The organism is Streptomyces sp. RLA123 (assembly GCF_056270165.1).
This window is the reverse complement of sequence record NZ_JBWDOR010000003.1, coordinates 5,207,665-5,227,373: the sequence shown is the minus strand read 5'-3', so window position 1 is coordinate 5,227,373 and position 19,709 is coordinate 5,207,665. Positions and strand designations below refer to the sequence as shown.

The 19,709-nt window shown below is 72.0% G+C and carries 16 protein-coding genes; 15 read left to right on the top strand and 1 reads right to left on the bottom strand.

Features of this window, described 5'->3' with window-relative positions; genetic code table 11:
- Nucleotides 1-77: 77 nt before the first annotated feature.
- From RV983_RS23850 to RV983_RS23840, 3 genes are read left to right on the top strand one after another with little or no spacing between them, the layout of a single operon-like run.
- Nucleotides 78-617: a PadR family transcriptional regulator gene (locus tag RV983_RS23850; RefSeq protein ID WP_475987769.1), complete on the top strand. Its 540-nt coding sequence runs from the start codon at nucleotides 78-80 to the stop codon at nucleotides 615-617.
- A complete protein-coding gene (locus tag RV983_RS23845) occupies nucleotides 614-1,300 on the top strand; it encodes an ABC transporter ATP-binding protein (protein WP_475987768.1) in 687 nt (228 codons plus the stop codon). The genes RV983_RS23850 and RV983_RS23845 overlap by 4 nt, the downstream gene beginning before the upstream one ends.
- On the top strand, nucleotides 1,297-2,748 hold the full coding sequence (locus tag RV983_RS23840) for an FtsX-like permease family protein (protein WP_475987767.1): 1,452 nt from the start codon (nucleotides 1,297-1,299) through the stop codon (nucleotides 2,746-2,748). The genes RV983_RS23845 and RV983_RS23840 overlap by 4 nt, the downstream gene beginning before the upstream one ends.
- A gap of 94 nt (nucleotides 2,749-2,842) precedes the next feature.
- On the opposite strand, the gene RV983_RS23835 is transcribed toward RV983_RS23840, so the two are convergent.
- Nucleotides 2,843-3,379, bottom strand: a complete 537-nt coding sequence (locus RV983_RS23835; protein WP_475987766.1) for an HNH endonuclease — start codon at nucleotides 3,377-3,379, stop codon at nucleotides 2,843-2,845.
- A gap of 231 nt (nucleotides 3,380-3,610) precedes the next feature.
- On the opposite strand from RV983_RS23835, the gene RV983_RS23830 reads away from it, so the two are divergent.
- From RV983_RS23830 to RV983_RS23775, 12 genes are all read left to right on the top strand, one after another.
- Nucleotides 3,611-4,648 carry a mechanosensitive ion channel family protein gene (locus RV983_RS23830; RefSeq protein ID WP_475987765.1) on the top strand — a complete coding sequence of 346 codons (1,038 nt, stop codon included), beginning with the start codon at nucleotides 3,611-3,613 and terminating at the stop codon, nucleotides 4,646-4,648.
- A gap of 331 nt (nucleotides 4,649-4,979) precedes the next feature.
- Nucleotides 4,980-6,179, top strand: a complete 1,200-nt coding sequence (locus RV983_RS23825; RefSeq protein WP_475987764.1) for an ROK family transcriptional regulator — start codon at nucleotides 4,980-4,982, stop codon at nucleotides 6,177-6,179.
- A gap of 126 nt (nucleotides 6,180-6,305) precedes the next feature.
- Entirely contained in the window at nucleotides 6,306-7,643 is a 1,338-nt protein-coding gene (locus tag RV983_RS23820; RefSeq protein WP_475987763.1) for an ABC transporter substrate-binding protein, read from the top strand.
- On the top strand, nucleotides 7,643-8,593 hold the full coding sequence (locus tag RV983_RS23815; RefSeq protein WP_475987762.1) for a carbohydrate ABC transporter permease: 951 nt from the start codon (nucleotides 7,643-7,645) through the stop codon (nucleotides 8,591-8,593). Before RV983_RS23820 ends, RV983_RS23815 begins: the two co-directional genes overlap by 1 nt.
- A gap of 5 nt (nucleotides 8,594-8,598) precedes the next feature.
- A complete protein-coding gene (locus RV983_RS23810; protein WP_475987761.1) occupies nucleotides 8,599-9,501 on the top strand; it encodes a carbohydrate ABC transporter permease in 903 nt (300 codons plus the stop codon).
- Nucleotides 9,498-10,760 (top strand): 6-phospho-beta-glucosidase, encoded by a 1,263-nt coding sequence (locus RV983_RS23805; RefSeq protein WP_475987760.1) that lies wholly within the window; start codon nucleotides 9,498-9,500, stop codon nucleotides 10,758-10,760. The genes RV983_RS23810 and RV983_RS23805 overlap by 4 nt, the downstream gene beginning before the upstream one ends.
- Nucleotides 10,751-11,767 carry an N-acetylglucosamine kinase gene (locus RV983_RS23800; protein ID WP_475987759.1) on the top strand — a complete coding sequence of 339 codons (1,017 nt, stop codon included), beginning with the start codon at nucleotides 10,751-10,753 and terminating at the stop codon, nucleotides 11,765-11,767. The genes RV983_RS23805 and RV983_RS23800 overlap by 10 nt, the downstream gene beginning before the upstream one ends.
- A 239-nt stretch (nucleotides 11,768-12,006) precedes the next feature.
- The gene (locus RV983_RS23795; protein WP_475987758.1) at nucleotides 12,007-13,428 is read left to right on the top strand and encodes a hypothetical protein; all 1,422 of its coding nucleotides are present in this window, start codon (nucleotides 12,007-12,009) and stop codon (nucleotides 13,426-13,428) included.
- Between the two features lie 20 nt (nucleotides 13,429-13,448).
- Complete coding sequence (locus RV983_RS23790) at nucleotides 13,449-14,471, top strand: glutamate ABC transporter substrate-binding protein (RefSeq protein ID WP_475987757.1); 1,023 nt, start codon at nucleotides 13,449-13,451, stop codon at nucleotides 14,469-14,471.
- A gap of 96 nt (nucleotides 14,472-14,567) precedes the next feature.
- Nucleotides 14,568-15,854, top strand: a complete 1,287-nt coding sequence (locus RV983_RS23785) for a hypothetical protein (protein ID WP_475987756.1) — start codon at nucleotides 14,568-14,570, stop codon at nucleotides 15,852-15,854.
- A complete protein-coding gene (locus RV983_RS23780) occupies nucleotides 15,851-18,496 on the top strand; it encodes a serine/threonine-protein kinase (RefSeq protein ID WP_475987755.1) in 2,646 nt (881 codons plus the stop codon). Before RV983_RS23785 ends, RV983_RS23780 begins: the two co-directional genes overlap by 4 nt.
- A 4-nt stretch (nucleotides 18,497-18,500) precedes the next feature.
- The gene (locus RV983_RS23775) at nucleotides 18,501-19,655 is read left to right on the top strand and encodes a PP2C family protein-serine/threonine phosphatase (RefSeq protein WP_475987754.1); all 1,155 of its coding nucleotides are present in this window, start codon (nucleotides 18,501-18,503) and stop codon (nucleotides 19,653-19,655) included.
- The last annotated feature ends 54 nt before the right edge of the window (nucleotides 19,656-19,709 follow it).

Sequence of the window (19,709 nt, the reverse complement as noted above, 5' to 3'; positions counted from 1 at the left end):
GTGATCAACCGCATGCCACTATTCACTCAATACATGTATTCAGCGAATAGAGCATCGGACAAGGGGGTGAGGACCGGGTGAGTACCGGCGATACGCTGCTGGGACTGCTCGCCGCGGGGCCCGGCCACGGGTACGACCTGAAGCGGCGGCACGACGAACGCTTCCCGCAGGCACGTCCGCTCGCCTACGGCCAGGTCTACACGACCCTGCAGCGCCTGGTCCGCGACGGCCTCGCGGAGGTCGACGCCACGTCGAGCGAAGGAGGCCCCGAGCGGACCACGTACCGGCTCACCGAGCAGGGCACCGGCGCGTTGCTGCGCTGGCTCGCCGAGCCCGTGCCACCCGCGCCGGTCACCGCGGCGAACGAGATCTTCGCCAAGGTCACGGCGATCATCGCCTCCGGCCACGGCGACCCGGCGGACTTCCTGCGCGCCCAGCGCGCCGCCCACCTCGCCCGGATGCGCGAACTCACCGCTGAGAAGACGGCACCCGGCGCCCCTCTGTCGGCCGTGCTCTCCGCCGACTACGCCCTCACCCATCTCGACGCCGACCTGCGCTGGATGGACAACGCCGCGCAGCGTCTCGGCGCCCTGGCCGAGGAGGTCACCTCCGCATGACCCCACCCCTGATCGAGGCCCACGGCCTGGTCAAGCGCTACGGCACGACGGACGCCCTGCGCGGTGCGTCGCTGTGCCTGTACCCCGGCGAGATCCTGGCCGTCAGCGGTCCGAGCGGCAGCGGCAAGTCCACGCTGCTGCACTGCCTGTCGGGCATCGTCCGGCCGGACGAGGGCAAGGTGCTGTACGGCGACGAGCGCCTGGACCAGGCGGGCGAGGCCCGACGCACGACGCTGCGGCGCACCGACTTCGGCATCGTCTTCCAGTTCGGGCAGCTGGTCGGCGAGCTGACCGCGCTCGACAACGTGGCGCTGCCGCTGCTGCTGGCCGGCACCTCCCGGGCGTCCGCCCACGCCGGCGCCCGGGACTGGCTGGAGCGCTTCGGCGTCGCCGACCGGGCCGCCCTTCGTCCCGGCGAGCTGTCCGGCGGCCAGGCCCAGCGCGTCGCCCTGGCCCGCGCCATGGTCACCGGGCCCAAGGCCGTCTTCGCCGACGAGCCGACCGGCGCCCTGGACTCCCTCGCCGGCGAGCAGGTCATGACCGCCCTCGTGCAGGCCGCCCGCGAGGCGGGCACCGCCGTGCTCCTCGTCACTCACGAAGCCCAGGTCGCCGCGTACGCCGACCGCGAGATCACCGTCCGCGACGGCGCCGTGGACGGCGCACCCGCGCAGGTGCTCCGGTGACCGCGCTGCGGGCCGACGCCCGGCTGGCCTGGTCCCTGCTGCGCGGCTCCCCGAACGGCGAGTGGTGGCGGCTCGGCCTGACGGCGGCGAGCACGGCGCTGGGCACGGTCTTCGCGCTGGCGGCCGTGGTCGTCGCGGTGATCGGCACCCGGTTCGGCGGCGGGGCGCACTGGTACAGCCATCAACTGTTCAACGACCGTACCGCCCGGTCCGGGCTGGTGATCGGACTGCTGCTGCTGATCGTTCCGCTGCTGGCGTTCCTGGGCCAGTGCACCCGGATCGGCACCGTGCAGTTGCGGCAGCGGCTCGCCGCGCTGAGGCTGGCCGGCGCGACCCAGCGCCAGGTGCGCCGCATCCAGGCGCTGGAGACCGGTACGGCCTGCGGGATCGGCGCGCTCGCCGGACTGGCGGCCTTCCTGGCGCTGCGGGCGGCGCTCGGCGCGCTGCAGCCCGTCACCGTGGCCGACGGCGGGGCATTGCGGTTGACGGCCTGGCCCGCGGACGTGCCCGTCCCCTGGATCGCGGCCGCGGCCGTGGTGCTCGGGATGCCGCTCCTCGCGACGCTGGAGGCCCGGTTCACGCTGCGTCGCGCGGCGACCGATCCGCTGGGGGTCGCCTCGGGGGGGCGGCGGGCGTACCCCCGGCCGGGGCGCGGACGGCTGGCGCTGTGGGCCCTCGCTCCGCTGGCGCTCGTCGCGGCGACCGGCCTCCAGGTGGCCAACATGTTCGTGCTCGACGGCCGGTCCTCGGTCTACGGCGTCTCCGCGCCGGTCGGTCTGGCCGCCGTCGTGCTGTCCCTGGTCGGCGTGCTGTACGGCAGCGCCGGGCTCGCCCTCCTCACGGGGCGCCTCGCGGCCCGCTCCGGACGCCCGGCACTGCTGATCGCGGGAGAACGCCTTCAGGCCGATGCCTGGGCGGGTACCCGCTCGCACGGAGCGGTGCTGCTGGCCGTGCTGGCGGGGGTCGGTTTCATGGGTGTACGGCGCCTGATGATCGAGGACCTGACCGCGCCGTACCGGCTTCCGTACAGCGCGGAGGACCTGGCCTACTACTTCGACGGGCTGCGTCTGGTCGGCGCCGGCATCGTGATCGCCTTCGCGGTGGCCGTCGGCGGTCTGGTGGTCGGGGCGGTCGAATCGGTGGTCACCCGCCGCCGGACACTGGCCGCCCTGGCCGCCGGCGGGGTGCCCCGGGGCGTCCTGAACCGGGCGGCACTACTGGAGACCGTCCTGCCACTGGTGCCGGCGGTCGTGCTGGCGACGGGGTGCGGTCTGCTGGCCGTCGGAAGTTGGTGGAAGGCGGTGGGACTCGACAGCTCGTACGCGTTCCCGCTGCTGGAACCGCTGCTCGCCGCCGTCGCCCTGCCGGCCGCCGCCCTCCTGGCCACCGCCGCCTCGCTCCCGCTGCTGCGACGCACCGTGCACCCGGCGCAGTTGCGGTTCGAGTAGGACGACACGCCGACGCGGCCCCACGGGCCCCGGACCGCCACGGGGGGCGGCCCGGGGCCCGTGGGGCCGTGCCGGGCAACACAAAGGCCCGGTCTCAGGCGGATATGCCGTCGATCCGGGCCATGGCGTCGTCCGCGCCGAATGGCTGCAGGTATGGCAGCCAGCGCGGGTCCCTATGCCCCGTCCCGATGATCCGCCAGGCGAGGCCGGACGGCGGGGCGGGCTGATGGCGCATGCGCCAGCCGAGCTCGGCGACATGCCGGTCGGCCTTGAGATGGTTGCACCGGCGGCAGGCAGCGACCACGTTCTCCCACGTGTGCTGGCCTCCGCGGCTGCGCGGGATCACGTGGTCGACGCTGGTTGCGACGGCTCCGCAGTACGCGCACCGGCCGCCGTCCCGGGCGAAGAGCGCGCGCCGGGTCAGGGGCACAGGGCCGCGAAAGGGGACTCGGACGAATTTGGTGAGCTTGACAACACTGGGTGCGGGGACAGAACAGGTCGCGCTGTGCAGATAAGCGCCGGATTCCTCGAGGCACACGGCCTTCTTGTTCAGCACGAGGATCAGTGCGCGGCGAAGCGGTACGACGCCGAGCGGCTCGTACGACGCATTGAGGACCAGGACATGCGGCACGGGTGCCTCCTTTTACGCCGGCGGCGCGTGGCTCGCGCCGGGACGATCTGCCCACAGTCTCTCCGGAAGCCTGGCCGCGGCGCCACCATGACCGGGTAACGGACCGAGGGTGTTTTCGACCACACCCCTTTACATGCCCTGAATCAGCGCACGTCGCTCTCGAACGGGGCAACGAGACACATCGTTTACCCCGTTAGTGTGGGAAGCCTGCCCAACCGGAGGTTTCCGCCTGTGTCCACACCGTCCGCAGCCGCCTCGACCATCGACGACGCCCAGAAGTCCGCCAACGGCGCGGCCGACTACATCGGCCAGAACTGGGCGGACTGGCTCGGCGCGGGTCTGCGGATCGTGCTGATCCTGGTCATCGCGCTGGTGCTGCGCGTGATCGTGCGCCGGATGCTGACCAAGGTGATCGAGCGCATGAACCGCGGCGCCGAGGCCGCCACGTCCGGCGCGTTGAGCGGGCTGCTGGTCAACGCCGAGCGGCGGCGGCAGCGCAGCGAGGCGATCGGCTCGGTGCTGCGCAGCGTGGCCTCGTTCGTGATCATGGGCACGGCCGCGCTGACCGTGCTGTCGGTGCTCCAGATCAATCTGGCGCCGCTGCTGGCCAGTGCCGGCGTGGCCGGTGTGGCCATCGGTTTCGGCGCGCGCAACCTGGTGACCGACTTCCTCTCCGGGGTCTTCATGATCCTGGAGGACCAGTACGGCGTGGGCGACGTCATCGACGCGGGCGTGGCCGGCGGCACGGTGATCGAGGTCGGTCTGCGGGTGACGAAGCTGCGCGGCGACAACGGCGAGATCTGGTACATCCGCAACGGCGAGGTCAAGCGCATCGGCAACCTCAGCCAGGGCTGGGCGACGGCGACGGTGGACGTGCGGATCGGCTACCACGAGGATCTGGACCGGGCGCGGGCCCTGATCCTGCAGGCGGCCGAGGAGATGGCCAAGACCCAGCCGTGGGACGAGGTGCTCTGGGAGCCGGTCGAGGTGCTGGGACTGGAATCGGTGACCGCTTACTCGATGGTCCTGCAGGCGCAGGCCAGGACGATGCCCGGCAAGGCGCTGTCGGCCGCGCGCGAACTGCGCTGGCGCATCAAGCGGACCTTCGACGAGGAGGGGATCGCGATCGTCGGCGGCATGCCGGCGGCGGTGGACGAGGAGGGGGCGGTGGACCCGTCGGCCGGCATCGCCGCGCCGTCGGCACTGGCCAACCCCGTGTCACCGCAGGCACTCGCGGCGCAGCCGCTGCCGACCGGCACCACGAAGTGAGCTGACGCGACGGGCGCACGCGCCCGGGATCGCAAGGGGGCGCCGGGCACTTGCCCGGCGCCCCCTTTTCATGCCTTGGCGCCCCTGATAACACTTTGACGCCGTCTCTGATCCACCCTTGACGCTCCCGCCGCCGGGCGCCTACCTTGCCTTTCACCAACAGGAAAGTTTCCTAACTACCAACGCGCCCCATCCCGCGCACTAACCCCATTCAGCCCGTCCGCCCGTGCCGTAGCGTGCGGCGGTAACCGTCGACACGAGGAAGGACGAGACTGTGGCCGGTACCCCCGGAGCCCCTGGTACACCGGGCACGCCGCGCGTCCTGCGCGCCATGAACGACCGCGCCGCGCTCGACCTGCTCCTCGAGCACGGGACCCTGTCCCGCACCCGGATCGGCAAGCTCACCGGCCTGTCGAAGCCGACCGCCTCACAACTGCTGGCCCGGCTGGAGTCCGCCGGGCTCGTGGTCGCCACCGGCACCACCGCCGGCCGGCCGGGCCCCAATGCCCAGCTGTACTCGGTCAACCCCGCCGCCGCGCACGTCGCCGGGCTCGACGTGACCGCCGAGCAGATCCGCGCCGCGGTCGCCGACATCACCGGCACGGTCACCGGTGAGTTCGAACTGCCGACCCCGGGCCGCAGCCGCCGCTCCCACGGCGCCGTCGAGCAGGTGGCCCAGGCGGTCGACGGCGCGGTGAAGGCCGCCGGTCTGCACCTGACCGACCTGCACCGGATCGTCGTCGGCACCCCGGGCGCCTTCGACCCGAGCACCGGGCGGCTGCGCTACGCCAGCCACCTGCCCGGCTGGCACTCCCCCACCCTGCTGGAGGAACTGGCCGCGGCCCTGCCCGTGCCCCTGGAGTACGACAACGACGTGAACCTCGCCGCCGTCGCCGAGCAGCGGCTCGGCGCGGCCCACGGCCACGACGACTTCGTCCTGCTGTGGAACGAGGAGGGCATCGGCGCCGCGATCGTCATCGGCGGCCGGCTGCACCGCGGCCGGACCGGTGGCGCGGGCGAGGTCGGCTTCATGCCGGTGCCGGGCACGCCCCTGGTCCGGCACGTGGCCAAGGCCAACGCCGGTGGCTTCCAGGAACTGGCGGGCTGCAACGCCGTGTTGCGGATCGCCCGCGCGCTGGGGCTGACCGTGCCCCGGGGCACCCAGGCCGGAGCGGCCTCGGCCCTGCTGTCCTCGGCGGCCTCGGTCACCGGAAGCGACGGCGGGATCGGCGCGGGCGCCGACGACGGCGGACCGCAGGCGGAACTGCTGCGGCGCTTCGCCACCGGACTCGCCATCGGACTCGCCTCACTGGTGACCGTGCTCGACCCCGAACTGATCGTCCTGGCCGGCGGAGTGATCGCCGCCGGCGGGGAACCCCTGCGCGCACTCGTCCAGGCGGAACTGGCCGAACTGGCCGTGCCCCGGCCCCGGCTGGTGCTCGGCGGGGTGCCGGAGCACCCCGTCCTGTGCGGGGCACTGCAAAGCGCCCTCGCCACCACCCGCGACGAGGTGTTCGACACCTCCCGCTGAACCGAACCACCCACCCACCACCCGCACTCGCAGCGGGGGACACCCGTCACCGGCACCACCCGGCGGGCCCCTCCGCAGGCATCGCACACCCTCGAACCGCCCCCGAAGTCCCCCGGAGGAAGCGAAGTGTCCGGTTCCACCAAGACGGCCGCGGCCGCCATCGCCGCCGCCGCCGCGATATCCCTGCTGACGAGCGCGTGTACGGGCTCCAGCAACAACACGGCGAGCGACGACCCCAACAAGGACGTCACCATCACCTTCTGGCACGGCTGGTCCGCGCCGAGCGAGGTGAAGGCGATCAGCGCCAATGTCTCGGCCTTCGAGAAGGCGCACCCCAACATCCATGTCAAGGTGCAGGGCAACATCACCGACGACAAGATCAACCAGGCGCTGCGGGCCGGCGGCCCGAACGCCCCGGACGTCGTCTCCTCCTTCACCACCGACAACGTCGGCAAGTTCTGCTCGTCCAACGCCTTCGCCGATCTGGACCCCTTCCTGAAGAAGTCCGGCATCAACACGGCCACGACCTTCCCCAAGCCGATGCTGGAGTACACCCAGTTCGACGGGAAGCGGTGCACGCTGCCGCTGCTCGGCGACGCCTACGGCCTCTACTACAACAAGGACGCCTTCAAGGCCGCCGGGATCTCCGCCCCGCCCAAGACGCTGTCGGAGTTCAAGGCCGACGCGGTCAAGCTCACCAAGGCCAAGGGCGACTCCTACTCCCAGCTGGGCTTCATGCCGAACTTCCACGGCTACGAGTCGACCACCACGCACCTGGCCGCCCAGTGGGGCGCGAAGTACTTCGGCACCGACGGCAAGTCCGACGTCGCCAAGGACCCCGGTTTCGCGGCCATGTTCACCTGGCAGCAGGACATGGTCAAGGCGCTCGGCGGCTTCCAGAAGCTGGAGAAGTACCGGTCCACCTTCGGTGACGAGTGGGGCGCCAAGAACCCCTTCCACACCGGCCAGGTGGCCATGGCGATGGACGGCGAGTGGCGGGCCGGCATGGCCAAGGAAGCGGGCGCGAAGTTCGACATCGGCGTCGCCCCCTTCCCGGTGCCGGACGACCAGGCCGACACCTATGGCAAGGGCTACCTGTCCGGCACGATCATCGGCGTCGCCAACACCAGCGCCAAGAAGAACGCCGCCTGGGAACTGGTGAAGTTCATGGCCACCGACACCGACGCGGTCGTCAGCTTCTCCAACGCCATCCACAACGTGCCCTCCACGCTCGCCGCGCTGAAGTCTCCGAAGCTGGACGCCGATCCCCTCTTCCGCACCTTCGTGGACATCGCGCAGAACCCCAACAGCACCACCACCCCCGCCAGCATCAACGGCGGCACCTACCAGCTGACGCTGCAGGACTTCGGCTACGCCTACGAGTCCGGCAAGCAGTCCGACCTGACCGCCGGCCTCAAGGGTGTCGACACGCAGGTCGACAAGGACATCGCGCAGGCCCAGTGATGAGTGCGAGCGTCCACCCCCTGCTGAGGGCGAAGCGCCGCCGCGAGGCGCTTCGCACCCTCGCCTTCCTCTCCCCGTGGCTGATCGGCTTCATCGTCTTCTTCGCCTATCCGCTGCTCTCGACCGTCTACTTCTCCTTCATGAAGTACGACGGCTTCGCCCCGCCGACCTGGAACGGCGTCAAGAACTGGTCGTATGTCTTCAACGACTACCCCTTCTTCTGGCCCGCGCTGCGCAACACCCTGTGGCTGGTCGTGGTCATGGTCAGCCTGCGGGTCGTCTTCGGTCTGGGCATCGGCTTGCTGATCACCAAGATCAAGACGGGCGCGGGGCTCTTCCGGACCGCCTTCTACCTGCCGTACCTGGCCCCGCCGGTCGCCGCGACGATGGCCTTCGCCTTCCTGCTCAACCCCGGAACCGGCCCGGTGAACCACCTGCTGGGCAGCATCGGCCTCCCGCAGCCCGGCTGGTTCAACGACCCGTCCTGGTCCAAACCGGCCCTGACGCTGCTGGCGCTGTGGGGCATCGGCGACCTGATGGTGATCTTCATGGCCGCGCTGCTGGACGTTCCCAAGGAGCAGTACGAGGCCGCCGAGCTGGACGGCGCCGGCGCCTGGGCACGGTTCCGCTACGTCACCTTGCCGAACATCTCGCCCATCGTGATGTTCGCCGTGGTGACCGGGGTCATCCAGACCATGCAGTACTACACACAGCCCCTGGTCGCCGGAAAGGTCGCCAGCGGCATCATCGGCGGCTCCGGCCAGCAGTTCGAGCCCGGCTATCCGGAGAAGTCCACGCTGACGCTGCCGCAGCTGGTCTACAACCTCGGCTTCCAGCGCTTCGACACCGGCGCGGCCTGCGTGATCGCCCTGGTGCTGTTCGCGCTCGCCATGGCCTTCACCGCACTCCTGATGCGCCGCCGCAGCGGCTTCCTGTCGGCGGAGGACTGATACCGATGACCCACGCGACACTCGCCCCGCCCACCGCCACCCCGGCGACCAGCCTGTCGGACCGGTCCCGGCGGGCCGCCACCCGCCGGGCGGCGCTGCACTGGATCGCGGTCCACGCCCTCGGCATAGCCGCCGCCCTCTTCTTCGTCCTCCCGTTCGTCTTCGTCTTCCTCACCGCGGTGATGAGCGACAACCAGGCCCTGACCCGCGACCTGTGGCCCAGAACCTGGGAATGGGGCAACTTCGGCACCGTCTGGGACACCCCCGGCTTCCTCACCTGGTGGCGCAACACCCTGCTGTACGCCGGCCTCGGCACCGTGCTGACGGTCGTCTCGAGCACGCCCGTCGCCTACGCGCTGGCCAAGTTCCGGTTCCGCGGGCGGAATCTGTCGATGATGCTCGTGATCTCCACGATGATGCTGCCCCCGCAGGTCGTCATCGTCCCCATGTATCTCTTCTGGGCCAAGCAGCTGCACCTGTCGGGCACCCTGTGGCCGCTGATCATCCCGATGGCCTTCGGTGACGCGTTCACCATCTTCCTGCTGCGGCAATTCCTGCTCACCATCCCCAAGGAGTACACGGACGCGGCGAGGGTCGACGGCTGCGGCGAGCTGCGCACGATGCTGCGCGTCGTGCTGCCCATGGCGAAGCCCGCCATCGCCGCCGTGGCGCTGTTCCAGTTCTTCTACTGCTGGAACGACTACTTCGGACCGCAGATCTACGCGAGCGAGAACCCGGCGGCCTGGACGCTGAGTTACGGCCTGGAATCCTTCAAGGGCGCCCATCACACGAACTGGAACCTGACGATGGCCGCAACGGTGCTGGTCATGGCACCGGTGATCGTCGTCTTCTTCTTCGCACAAAAGGCCTTCATCGAAGGCGTGACATTGACGGGAGTCAAGGGATGAAGCTGGCTGTCGTGGGCGGCGGGTCCACGTACACCCCCGAACTCATCGACGGGTTCGCGCGGTTGCGCGAGACCCTGCCGATCGAGGAGCTGGTGCTCGTCGATCCGGCCGAGGACCGGCTGCGGCTGGTCGGCGGCCTCGCCCGGCGGATCTTCGCCAAGCAGGGCCACCCCGGCGTCATCACCACCACCTCCGATCTGGACGCCGGCGTGGCGGGTGCCGACGCCGTGCTTCTGCAACTGCGGATCGGCGGACAGGCCGCCCGCGCGCAGGACGAGACCTGGCCGCTGGAGTGCGGTTGTGTCGGCCAGGAGACCACCGGCGCCGGCGGGCTGGCCAAGGCCCTGCGCACCGTTCCGGTGGTGCTGGACATCGCCGAGCGGGTCCGCAGGGCCGCACCCGATGCCTGGATCATCGACTTCACCAACCCCGTCGGGATCGTCACCCGGGCCTTGCTCCAGGCCGGACACAAGGCTGTCGGCCTCTGCAACGTGGCGATCGGCTTCCAGCGGAAGTTCGCCTCCTTCCTGGGGGTGACCCCCGAGCAGATCCACCTGGACCATGTGGGCCTGAACCACCTCACCTGGGAGCGGGGGGTCCGGATCGGCGGCCCCTCGGGCGAGGACGTGCTGCCCAAGCTGCTCGCCGCGCACGGCGACGCCATCGCCGACGATCTGCACCTGCCCAGGACCCTGCTGGACCGGCTCGGCGTCGTGCCCTCCTACTACCTGCGCTACTTCTACGCGCACGACGAGGTTGTGCGGGAACTGCGGTCGAAGCCGTCCCGGGCCGCCGAGGTGGCCGCGATCGAGGCGGAACTGCTGGAGATGTACGGGAACGAGAGCCTCGACGAGAAGCCTGAGCTGCTGTCCCACCGCGGCGGCGCGTACTACTCCGAGGCCGCCGTGGCCCTCGCTTCCTCGCTGCTGCGGGACACCGGCGACATCCAGGTCGTCAACACCCTCAACAACGGCACCCTGCCCTTCCTCCCCGACGACGCCGTCATCGAGGTGCCCGCCACCGTCGACGCGAGCGGCACGCACCCGCTGCCCGTCGAGCCGCTGGATCCGCTCTACGGCGGCCTGATCGCGAACGTCACCGCCTACGAGGACCTGGCCTTGACGGCCGCTGTGCACGGTGGCCGGGACCGCGTCTTCAAGGCGCTGCTCTCCCACCCCCTGATCGGCCAGCACGAGTACGCGGAAGCCCTGACCGACCGTCTGATCGCGCACAACCGGGAGCACCTCGCGTGGATCTGAACCATGCCCTCGACGGCGGGGTCCTCGCGATCGACGCGGGCAACAGCAAGACCGACGTCGCCCTCGTGGCCGCCGACGGGTCGGTGCTCGGCACCGCCCGCGGCGGCGGCTTCCAGCCGCAGATCGTCGGTGTGGAGGCGGCGGTCGAGGTGGTCGCCCGTATCGTCGCGCGGGCGGCCGACGCTGCCGGTGCCGCCGTGCGCCCCGGCGAGGCGCTGGTAGGACATGTGTCGGCCTGTCTGGCCAACGCCGACCTGCCCGTGGAGGAGCAGCAGCTCGAACTCGCCGTGCACGCACGGGGGTGGGGTGTCACCACCCGCGTCGCCAACGACACCTTCGCACTGCTGCGCGCCGGCGTGGACGAACCGCGTGGCGTCGCCGTCGTCTGTGGCGCCGGCATCAACTGCGCCGGCATGCTGCCCGACGGCCGCACCGCCCGCTTCCCCGCCATCGGCCATCTCTCCGGTGACTGGGGCGGCGGATCGGGCCTGGCCGACGAGGCGTTGTGGTGGGCGGCGCGCGCCGAGGACGGGCGCGGCGGCCCCACCGCGCTGGCCGCCTCACTGCCCGCGCACTTCGGGCTGACCTCGATGTACGCACTGATCGCAGCACTGCACTTGGGACACATTGATTTCTCCCGGAAACACGAATTGACCCCTGTACTCTTCAAAACCGCAGAATCGGGCGATTCGGTTGCACGGGACATCGTGGAACGTCAGGCGGAGGAGATCGTGGTCATGGCCACGGTCGCGCTGGACCGGCTCGGTCTGCTGGACGAGGAGGCCGACGTCGTGCTCGGCGGCGGTGTCCTGGCCGCCCGCCACCCGTTGCTGATGGACCCGGTGACCGCCCTGCTGGCCGTCCGCGCGCCCCGGGCCGTGCCGCGGGTCGTCACCGCCCCGCCCGTCCTCGGTGCGGCCCTGCTCGGTCTGGACCGCTCCGGAGCCGGGCCGGCGGCGCAGGCCCGGCTCCGCGCGCACTACGAGCCGGTGGCGCCCGTGGCGTAGCCCTCACGCACGCGCGCGCACCCGTACGCCGGGAACCGAACACGCACCCGCGTGCGTGGTGAGCTGCGAGAGGTTACGCGCGAAACGGGCCGGCCGGGGGGCATCGACCGGGGCGGGGCGGGCGGAACCGGCGACAAGATCCACCCAATTCACGGGTGAATGTCGGCGCCGGCGGCCATACTGCTGGTCATGGGCTCGGCGCGCGTGCGCGGGGATCGAGTCGGGGGGAGGGCTGGCGGATGCGGACGCCGACGAACACGGAACCGCCGACCGTGCGGATGCCCGGCGACGGACCGGGGCGCGACTCCGGCGTGCCCGGGCACGCGCGGTCGTGGGCCTGGGTCGACCAACTGCGCGCGTGGCGCACGGTCGCGACCACCGAGCCGGGCCGGCTGCGCGTGATCGGGGCCCTGCTCGTGGTGCTGGTCGTGGCGTTCGGCGGGGTGACTGCCTGGCAGATCACCGACCGCGCGGCCGCGGCCGACGACGTGATCCACCACAGCGAGCCGCTCAGTGCGCGCGCGGCGGACATCTACCGGTCGCTCGCCGACGCCGGGGCCACCGCCTCCGGCGGCTTCCTCGCCGGGGGCGTGGAGCCCAAGGGCGTCAGCGACCGCTACGACAAGGACATCGACGTCGCCTCGCGGAGCATCACGGAGGCGGCGGCGAGTTCGGAGGGCTCGCCCGGTTCGCGCGACCGGCTGGAGCGGCTCAACCAGCGGCTCTCCGAGTACACCGGCCTCATCGAGCGCGCGCGCTCCAACAACCGGCAGGGCTTCCCGGTCGGCGGGGCGTACCTGCGGCGCGCCAACGACCTGATGAACGAGCAGATCCTGCCGGACGCCAAGGATTTGTGGACGATCGAGACGGCCCGGCTCGGCCGGGACTACGACGACGCCCAGGCACTGCCGTGGGGGGCCTGGGCGCTCGGCGCCGTCGCGCTCGTCGCCCTGCTCTGGGCGCAGCGGCGCTCGTACCGGCGCACCCACCGGGTCTTCAACATCGGCCTGCTGGCGGGGACCGCCGCCACCGTCGCCGTGCTGCTGTGGCTGGTCGCCGGGCACGGCGTGGCGCGCGCCCGGCTGGACGACTCGTACGCGCACGGGGCGCGGTCCCTGCAGGTCCTCAACGAGGCGCGCATCGAGTCCCTCCAGGCCCGCAGCAACGAGAACCTGACGCTGGTGGCCCGCGGCAGCGGTGACGCGTACAACACCGCGTATCTCCGGCAGATCCAGGACATGGCCGGCACCAGGGCCGACGGGAAGTCCGGTCTGCTCGCCCGGGCGCTGCGCCTCGCGGACGACGCGGAGAGCCGCGAGAGCATCACCATCGCGATGAAGGACGCCAGGGCCTGGTGGAGCCTGAACCTCCAGGCCCGCGCGAAGGACGACGCGGGCAGTTATCTGGACGCGGTGGCCCAGACGATCGGCGGGAGTTACGAGAACGGCGAGCAGGCCAAGGAGTACACGGGCGTCTGCTTCGACGGGGTCGACAGCAGTCTGGCCAAGGCCGTCGCCCATGAGCAGGACGAGTTCGAGCAGGCCGCCGAGGACGGACGCGGCGCGCTGAACGGACTGGGCGCAGGCGCCGCGCTCCTTGCGGTGCTCGGCGCGGCGGGTGCGGTGCTCGGCATCGGGCGCCGGTTGTCGGAGTACCGATGAGCGGCGGAAGGAGGCCGCGGATGACACGCGGGGGGCAGGGCATGCGGGGCTGGGGAGGCGTGGCCGCGATGGCCGGGCTGTGCGTGCTGGCGGTCGCCGGCACGGCGTTGCCGCCGCACCTCAGGGCGGCCGACCGGGCGGAGGCGCAGCGCGAGGCGGCGGTCACGCACACGGCGGAACCGGCCGACGCGGAGCAGTTCGTGCAGCAGGCCGCCGACGACGACTGCGGCGGCCACCCGGAGGCGAGTCTGCGGCCGTCCCGGGAGAGCGGGCCCGCGGTCGAACGGATCAAGGAACGCGGCAAGCTCGTCGTCGGCGTCGACCAGAACGGCTACCGGTGGAGTTACCGCGACCCGGTCAGCCGCAAGATCGTCGGCTTCGACATCGACCTGGCCAAGGCGCTCGCCGGGGACATCCTCGGCGACGAGAACGCGATCGTGTACAAGACGGTGCCGACCGCCAAGCGTTTCGAGGCCGTCAACAACGGTGACGTGGACGTGCTGGTGCGTACGGTCAGCATCACCTGCAAGCGGATCAAGGAGAAGCACATCGCCTTCTCCACGGCCTACTTCGAGGCGGGGCAGCAACTGCTCGCCCCCCGGCAGGGTTCCGGAATCAAGGGCTTCGACGGCTCCATCACCGGCAAGCGGATCTGCACCGCCCAGGGGAGCACCGGCGAGGCGAGGCTGGAGGAGGAGAACGACCGGCTGCGGCCGCGGATCGTCCTCGTCCCCAACCAGCTGGACTGTCTGGTCGAGCTCCAACTGGGCGAAGTCGACGCCGTGTTCACCGACAACGCGCTCGCCGCGGGGCAGGCCGCCCAGGACCCGGCGGTGCGCCTGGTCGGGAAGCCCGTCACGACGGAGTACTACGGCGTGGCCATGAACGAGAAGGACACCGACCTGGTGCGACGGGTCAACAAAGCGCTGGAGGACTACCGCAGTGGCGGCCCGGACAGCCGGTGGATGCAGGCGTACCGTACCTGGCTGGAGGCGGATCTCCCCGGCATCGAGGGCCCGCCGGAGCCGCTGTACCGGGACTGAGGCGGACCGGCGCCCGCGAGGGCGTCCCACGACCGACGGGGAACTGGCCGACATCTGACGCAGACACGGGGACCGGCGGAGAAGGAAGTAGGTGCGATGGCGCTCGCGGGACCATCCGGACCGGCGATGAGCCGCGAGGACGTCGACCGTGCCCTGGCGCGGCTCGGTGACGAGCGGGAGGCGATCGAGGCGTCCCTGCTCGCGCTCCAGGACCACTCCGGCCGCAGGCTGCTGGAGGGGGCGGCGCTCACCGGCGCCACCAAGGAGCGCTGGGCCGCCACCGAGCAGGCCATCTCCTTGCTGTGGGCGCACTTCGACGCGTACACCGACGCGCTCACCAGCGCCCGTGCGCTGCGCTCGCGCCGCCGCTGGCCCACGCAGAGCGAGCTGCGGGAGCTGACGGAACTGCTGCGCGGCTCCGGCGTCACGGTCTCCGGCGGCGTGGTCCCGGAGGCCGCCCGCGGGCTCACCGGCCCCGCCCGGCTGAGCGAACGGCTCAGCCTGGAACAGCTGCTGGCGCGGATGAACGACTGGTACGCGCAGGTGCTGGACGTCGTCTCGGCCGCCGACGCGGTGTGGTCGGCGCTGCCGGCCCGCATCGACCTGCTCGCCGCCGAGGCCCAGCGGGTCCGTTCGCTCGCCGGGTCGGTCGGGGTACGCCCGGGCACTCACCCCTCCGGTGACGATCTGGAGGAACTGCTGACGTCACTGGGGGTGCTGCGCGGCCAGGTCGTCTCCGACCCGCTGCTGTTCTGGACCGCCGGGCGGGCCGACACCGGGCGCTACGACCGGGCGGGCCGCGCCCTGGAGGACATACGCCGCGAGGTCGAGGCCGTCCTGCACGTACGGGACGACGCCGATCACCGGATGATGCGGCTGCGGGACGTGCTGTCGCGCGCCGACCGGACCCTCACCGAGGCGCGCAGCGCCCGCGTCGAGGTGCTCTCCAAGATCGCCGCGTCGGAGGTCCCCGCTGTGAGCGGTGCGCCGGTCGCGCTGCACGACCAATTGGCCGCCGCCGTGGAGTTCCGCAGGACCGGGCAGTGGCACCGGCTGTCCCCGCTGCTGGACGGCCTGGAGCAGCGCGCCGACGACGAGTTGCTGCGCGCCCGCGAGTCGCTGACGGCGGTCACCGCGCCGCTGGCGGTCCGCGCGGAGCTGCGCGGGCGGCTGGACGCCTACCGGGCGAAGGTGGCACGTCACGGTTTGGCGGAGGATCCGCTGCTGATGGAGCGGTACGACCACGCACGGCGTCTTTTGTGGAGTGCGCCGTGCGATCTGCGCGCCGCCGAGAGCGCGGTGCTGCGCTATCAGCGGGCGGTGTCCGACATGCTGGTACCGGGGCAGGCGGGACCTGCCGATCACAAGGGGGATGGGCGATGAAGTGCCAGCGTCCGGGCTGCGACGGGACGATCGAAGACGTCGGCGGCGGAGAGCTGTTCTGTGACACCTGCGGCCTCGCGCCGTTGACGGCGGGGGGCGGGGCCGGCAAGGGCGCACCGGGAGCGAGTACCGGATCGGGTTCCGGCTCGAGCACGAGTACGGGAGCCGCACAGGACGGCTCGTCGGGGTCCGCCCCTTCCTCGCGGTCCTCCCGCTCGTCGGGCACCTCTCGTTCCTCCCGGCGCTCGGTGTCCGGGCGGCTGTCGCGCTCGCTGAGCGGCAGCACGGTCGGCGGAAACCCGGTGTCGGTGCGCAGTTCGCGCTCCGGCTCCAGCGGCCCGACCCGCAGCAAGCTCGGCGCGGGACTGGTGGCTGTTCCGCCGATCCCGCGACCCGACCCGGCCGCTTCGGTGCTGCAGGACCCGCAAGTGCCGGAGCGGAAGCGGTTCTGCAGCAAGGGCGACTGCGGCGCGCCGGTCGGCCGCAGCCGCGGCGACCGCCCGGGGCGCACGGACGGCTTCTGCACCAAGTGCGGCCACCCGTACTCGTTCACGCCCAAGCTCCAGGCGGGCGACGTGGTGCACGGCCAGTACGAGGTGGTGGGCTGCCTCGCCCACGGCGGGCTCGGCTGGATCTACCTGGCGGTGGACCGGGCGGTCAGCGACCGCTGGGTCGTGCTCAAGGGCCTGCTGGACACCGGTGACGAGGACGCGCTGGCGGCCGCGGTCTCCGAACGGCGCTTCCTCGCCGAGATCGAGCACCCCAACATCGTGCGGATCTACAACTTCGTCGAGCACCTCGACCCGCGCAGCGGCAGCCTCGACGGCTACATCGTGATGGAGTACGTGGGCGGCAAGTCGCTCAAGGAGATCGCCAACGAGCGCCGCTCCGCCGACGGCAGGCGCGAGCCGCTGCCCGTCGACCAGGCGATCGCCTACGCCATAGAGGCGCTGGACGCGCTCGGCCACCTGCACAGCCGCAATCTGCTCTACTGCGACTTCAAGGTCGACAACGCCATCCAGACCGAGGACCGGCTCGAACTCATCGACATGGGCGCGGTCCGCCGTATGGACGACAGCGACAGCGCGATCTACGGCACCGTCGGCTACCAGGCCCCCGAGGTGCCGGAGGTCGGCCCCTCCGTCGCCTCCGACCTCTACACGGTCGCGCGCACCCTGGCGGTGCTCACCTTCGACTTCCAGGGCTACACGAACGTCTTCGTGGACAGCCTCCCGGACCCCGGCCACATCGAGGTCTTCTCGCGCTACGAGTCCTTCTACCGGCTGCTGGTGCGGGCCACCGACCCCGACCCGGGCCGCCGCTTCGCCTCGGCGGAGGAGATGGGCGACCAACTGCTGGGCGTGCTGCGCGAGGTCGTCGCCATGGGCACCGGCACGCCGCGTCCCGCGCTGTCGACGCTGTTCGGGCCCGAGCTGCGCGTGGTGGACACCGAGTTGCTGGCGCCCGCGGACGGCGACGCCTCCTCGCTCGGCGGCGGCCGGACGAAGGGCAGGTCCGGCGGCACGGCGAACGACATTGCCACGGCGCCCGCCCCCGCTTTGGCCGCGGCGCCCCCCGTACCCGCCCTGCCCGCCGTGTCGCCTGCGAACGGCACCTACGGCCAGACGGTGGCGGGCGCCCCGTACACCGTCCCGGCGCAGCGGACCGGATCCACTCCGGCGCCCGGGGCCGGTCCCGCCGGTCCGGCGGTCACCCGGCTCGACGTACGGGCCGCCGCGCTGGCGCTGCCGGTGCCGCACGTCGACTCGGCCGATCCCAACGCCGGTTTCCTCGCGGGCATGGCGGCCGCCGCGCCCGCGGAGCTGGTGGCGGCCCTGCAGGCGGCCCCCGCGGAGTCCACGGAGCTGAGGCTGCGCCTGGTGCGCGCCCGGCTCGACACCGCGGACGCGCGTGCGGCCACCGAGGCGCTGGCCGCGCTCCAGGAGGAGCACGGCGACGACTGGCGGGTGGTGTGGCACCGCGGCCTGGCCGCGCTCGCCACCGGCGACTACGAGACCGCCGCCCTCGCCTTCGACGCGGTCTACGACGCCTTCCCCGGCGAGCCGGCACCGAAGCTGGCGCTCGGCATCTGCGCCGAGGTACTGGGTCAGCTGGACAACGCCGCCGAGTACTACCGCCTGGTGTGGGCCACGGACCACAGCTACGTCAGCGCCGCCTTCGGCCTCGCCCGGGTCCAGCTGGCCGCGGGCGACCGCGCGGGGGCCGTCGCGGCGCTGGAGTCGGTGCCCGAGGCGTCCATCCACTACACCGCGGCGCGGGTCGCGGCGGTACGGGCGCGGTTGCGCGACCGCCCGCCGCAGGAGGCGCTGCACGGCGACCTGCGGGCCGCCGCGCAGCAGGTCGAGGATCTGCAACAGCTGGGCCTCGACACGCGGCTGCGCGAGCAGTTGTCCACGGAGGTCCTGGGCACGGCCTTGGACTGGGTGCTCGCCGGGCAGCAGGGCGGCGTGCCCGGCGGAGCCGGCTCGCCGGCGTTGCTGGGCCGGGACCTCGACGAACGCGGCCTGCGCTTCGGCCTGGAGCAGTCCTACCGGGTGCTGGCCCGCCTCGCCGACCAGGGCAGGACAAGGATCGAACTGGTGGAGCGGGCCAACCGCTTCCGCCCCCGGACGTGGGTGTAACGCCATGCCCCAGACGACCGTATGCCCGGAGTGCGCCGAGCCTCTGGAGCCCGCCGACAAGTTCTGCGACGCCTGCGGCGCCGATCTGACCGCCCCCCGGCGGCCGGACGGCTATGCGCTCGCGCCGCCCGCGGAGCCGGAGGCGTACGAACTCGCCCCGCCCGCCGGGGAGTCCGACACCCTCGCCTTCGGCCTCGGCACATCGGGGCTCACCCAGGCCCGCATCGCCGACCCGCGCGTCGAGCAGCCCGGCGCCGCGCCGGCCCCCCGGCCGTACTGCGTGGCCTGCGAGGTCGGCACCATCGACGCCGACGGCTACTGCGAGCACTGCGGCCACGCCCAGCCGCGCCCGCGTGACCACCAGGAGGTGGAGCTCGGCGGAGTGGCCGCGGTCACCGACCGGGGCCTGCGGCATCACCGCAACGAGGACGCCTTCGCGCTGTCGACGACCACGCTGCCGGACGGCACTGGGTCGGTCGTCGCCGTGGTGTGCGACGGCGTCTCGTCCGCTTACCGGCCCGACGACGCCTCGGAGACCGCCGCGGATGCGGCGGTGAAGGCCCTGGTGCCCTCCCTGTCGCGCGGCGTGCGGCCCGAGGAGGCGATGCGCGAGGCCCTGCTGGTGGCCGCGCAGGCCGTCGCCGACCTCGCCGCCGAGACCCCGGAGGAGGAGAGCCGGCGGCACCAGAACGCGCCCGCCTGCACCTGCGTCAGCGCGGTCACCTCCGGCAAGACCTTCACGGTCGGCTGGATCGGCGACAGCCGCGCGTACTGGATCCCCGACGACCGCTCGGTCCCCGCCGCCCGGCTGACCGAGGACGACTCCTGGGCCGAGCGCATGGTCTCGCTCGGTCTGATGACGCAGGCCGAGGCGTACGCGGACGAACGGGCCCACGCCATCACCGGGTGGCTCGGGGCGGACGCGGTCGAACTGGACCCGCACACCGCTTCCTTCGAACCGGACGGACCGGGTGTAGTGGTCGTGTGCACCGACGGACTGTGGAACTACGCGGAGTCGGCAGCGGAACTCGCCTCGGTGATGCCCGCGGACGCCCGCATCCGGCCGCTGCACTGCGCCCGCACTCTCGTCGGCGTCGCCATCGACGGCGGAGGACACGACAACATCACCGTGGCCGTACTGCCCTTCCCGGTGGCCTGACCTCTCTCCTCCACTCCTCAACTCGTTGATCCTTCTTCTTGGTTGACAAGCGCA

What these genes read in the sequence shown, in the direction of transcription:
- RV983_RS23845 (WP_475987768.1), top strand. Translation starts at nt 614, where the DNA reads ATGACCCCACCCCTGATCGAGGCCCACGGCCTGGTCAAGCGCTACGGC.
- RV983_RS23825 (WP_475987764.1), top strand. Translation starts at nt 4,980, where the DNA reads ATGAACGACCGCGCCGCGCTCGACCTGCTCCTCGAGCACGGGACCCTG.
- RV983_RS23815 (WP_475987762.1), top strand. Translation starts at nt 7,643, where the DNA reads ATGAGTGCGAGCGTCCACCCCCTGCTGAGGGCGAAGCGCCGCCGCGAG.
- RV983_RS23810 (WP_475987761.1), top strand. Translation starts at nt 8,599, where the DNA reads ATGACCCACGCGACACTCGCCCCGCCCACCGCCACCCCGGCGACCAGC.
- RV983_RS23805 (WP_475987760.1), top strand. Translation starts at nt 9,498, where the DNA reads ATGAAGCTGGCTGTCGTGGGCGGCGGGTCCACGTACACCCCCGAACTC.
- RV983_RS23795 (WP_475987758.1), top strand. Translation starts at nt 12,007, where the DNA reads ATGCGGACGCCGACGAACACGGAACCGCCGACCGTGCGGATGCCCGGC.
- RV983_RS23790 (WP_475987757.1), top strand. Translation starts at nt 13,449, where the DNA reads ATGACACGCGGGGGGCAGGGCATGCGGGGCTGGGGAGGCGTGGCCGCG.
- RV983_RS23785 (WP_475987756.1), top strand. Translation starts at nt 14,568, where the DNA reads ATGGCGCTCGCGGGACCATCCGGACCGGCGATGAGCCGCGAGGACGTC.
- RV983_RS23780 (WP_475987755.1), top strand. Translation starts at nt 15,851, where the DNA reads ATGAAGTGCCAGCGTCCGGGCTGCGACGGGACGATCGAAGACGTCGGC.
- RV983_RS23775 (WP_475987754.1), top strand. Translation starts at nt 18,501, where the DNA reads ATGCCCCAGACGACCGTATGCCCGGAGTGCGCCGAGCCTCTGGAGCCC.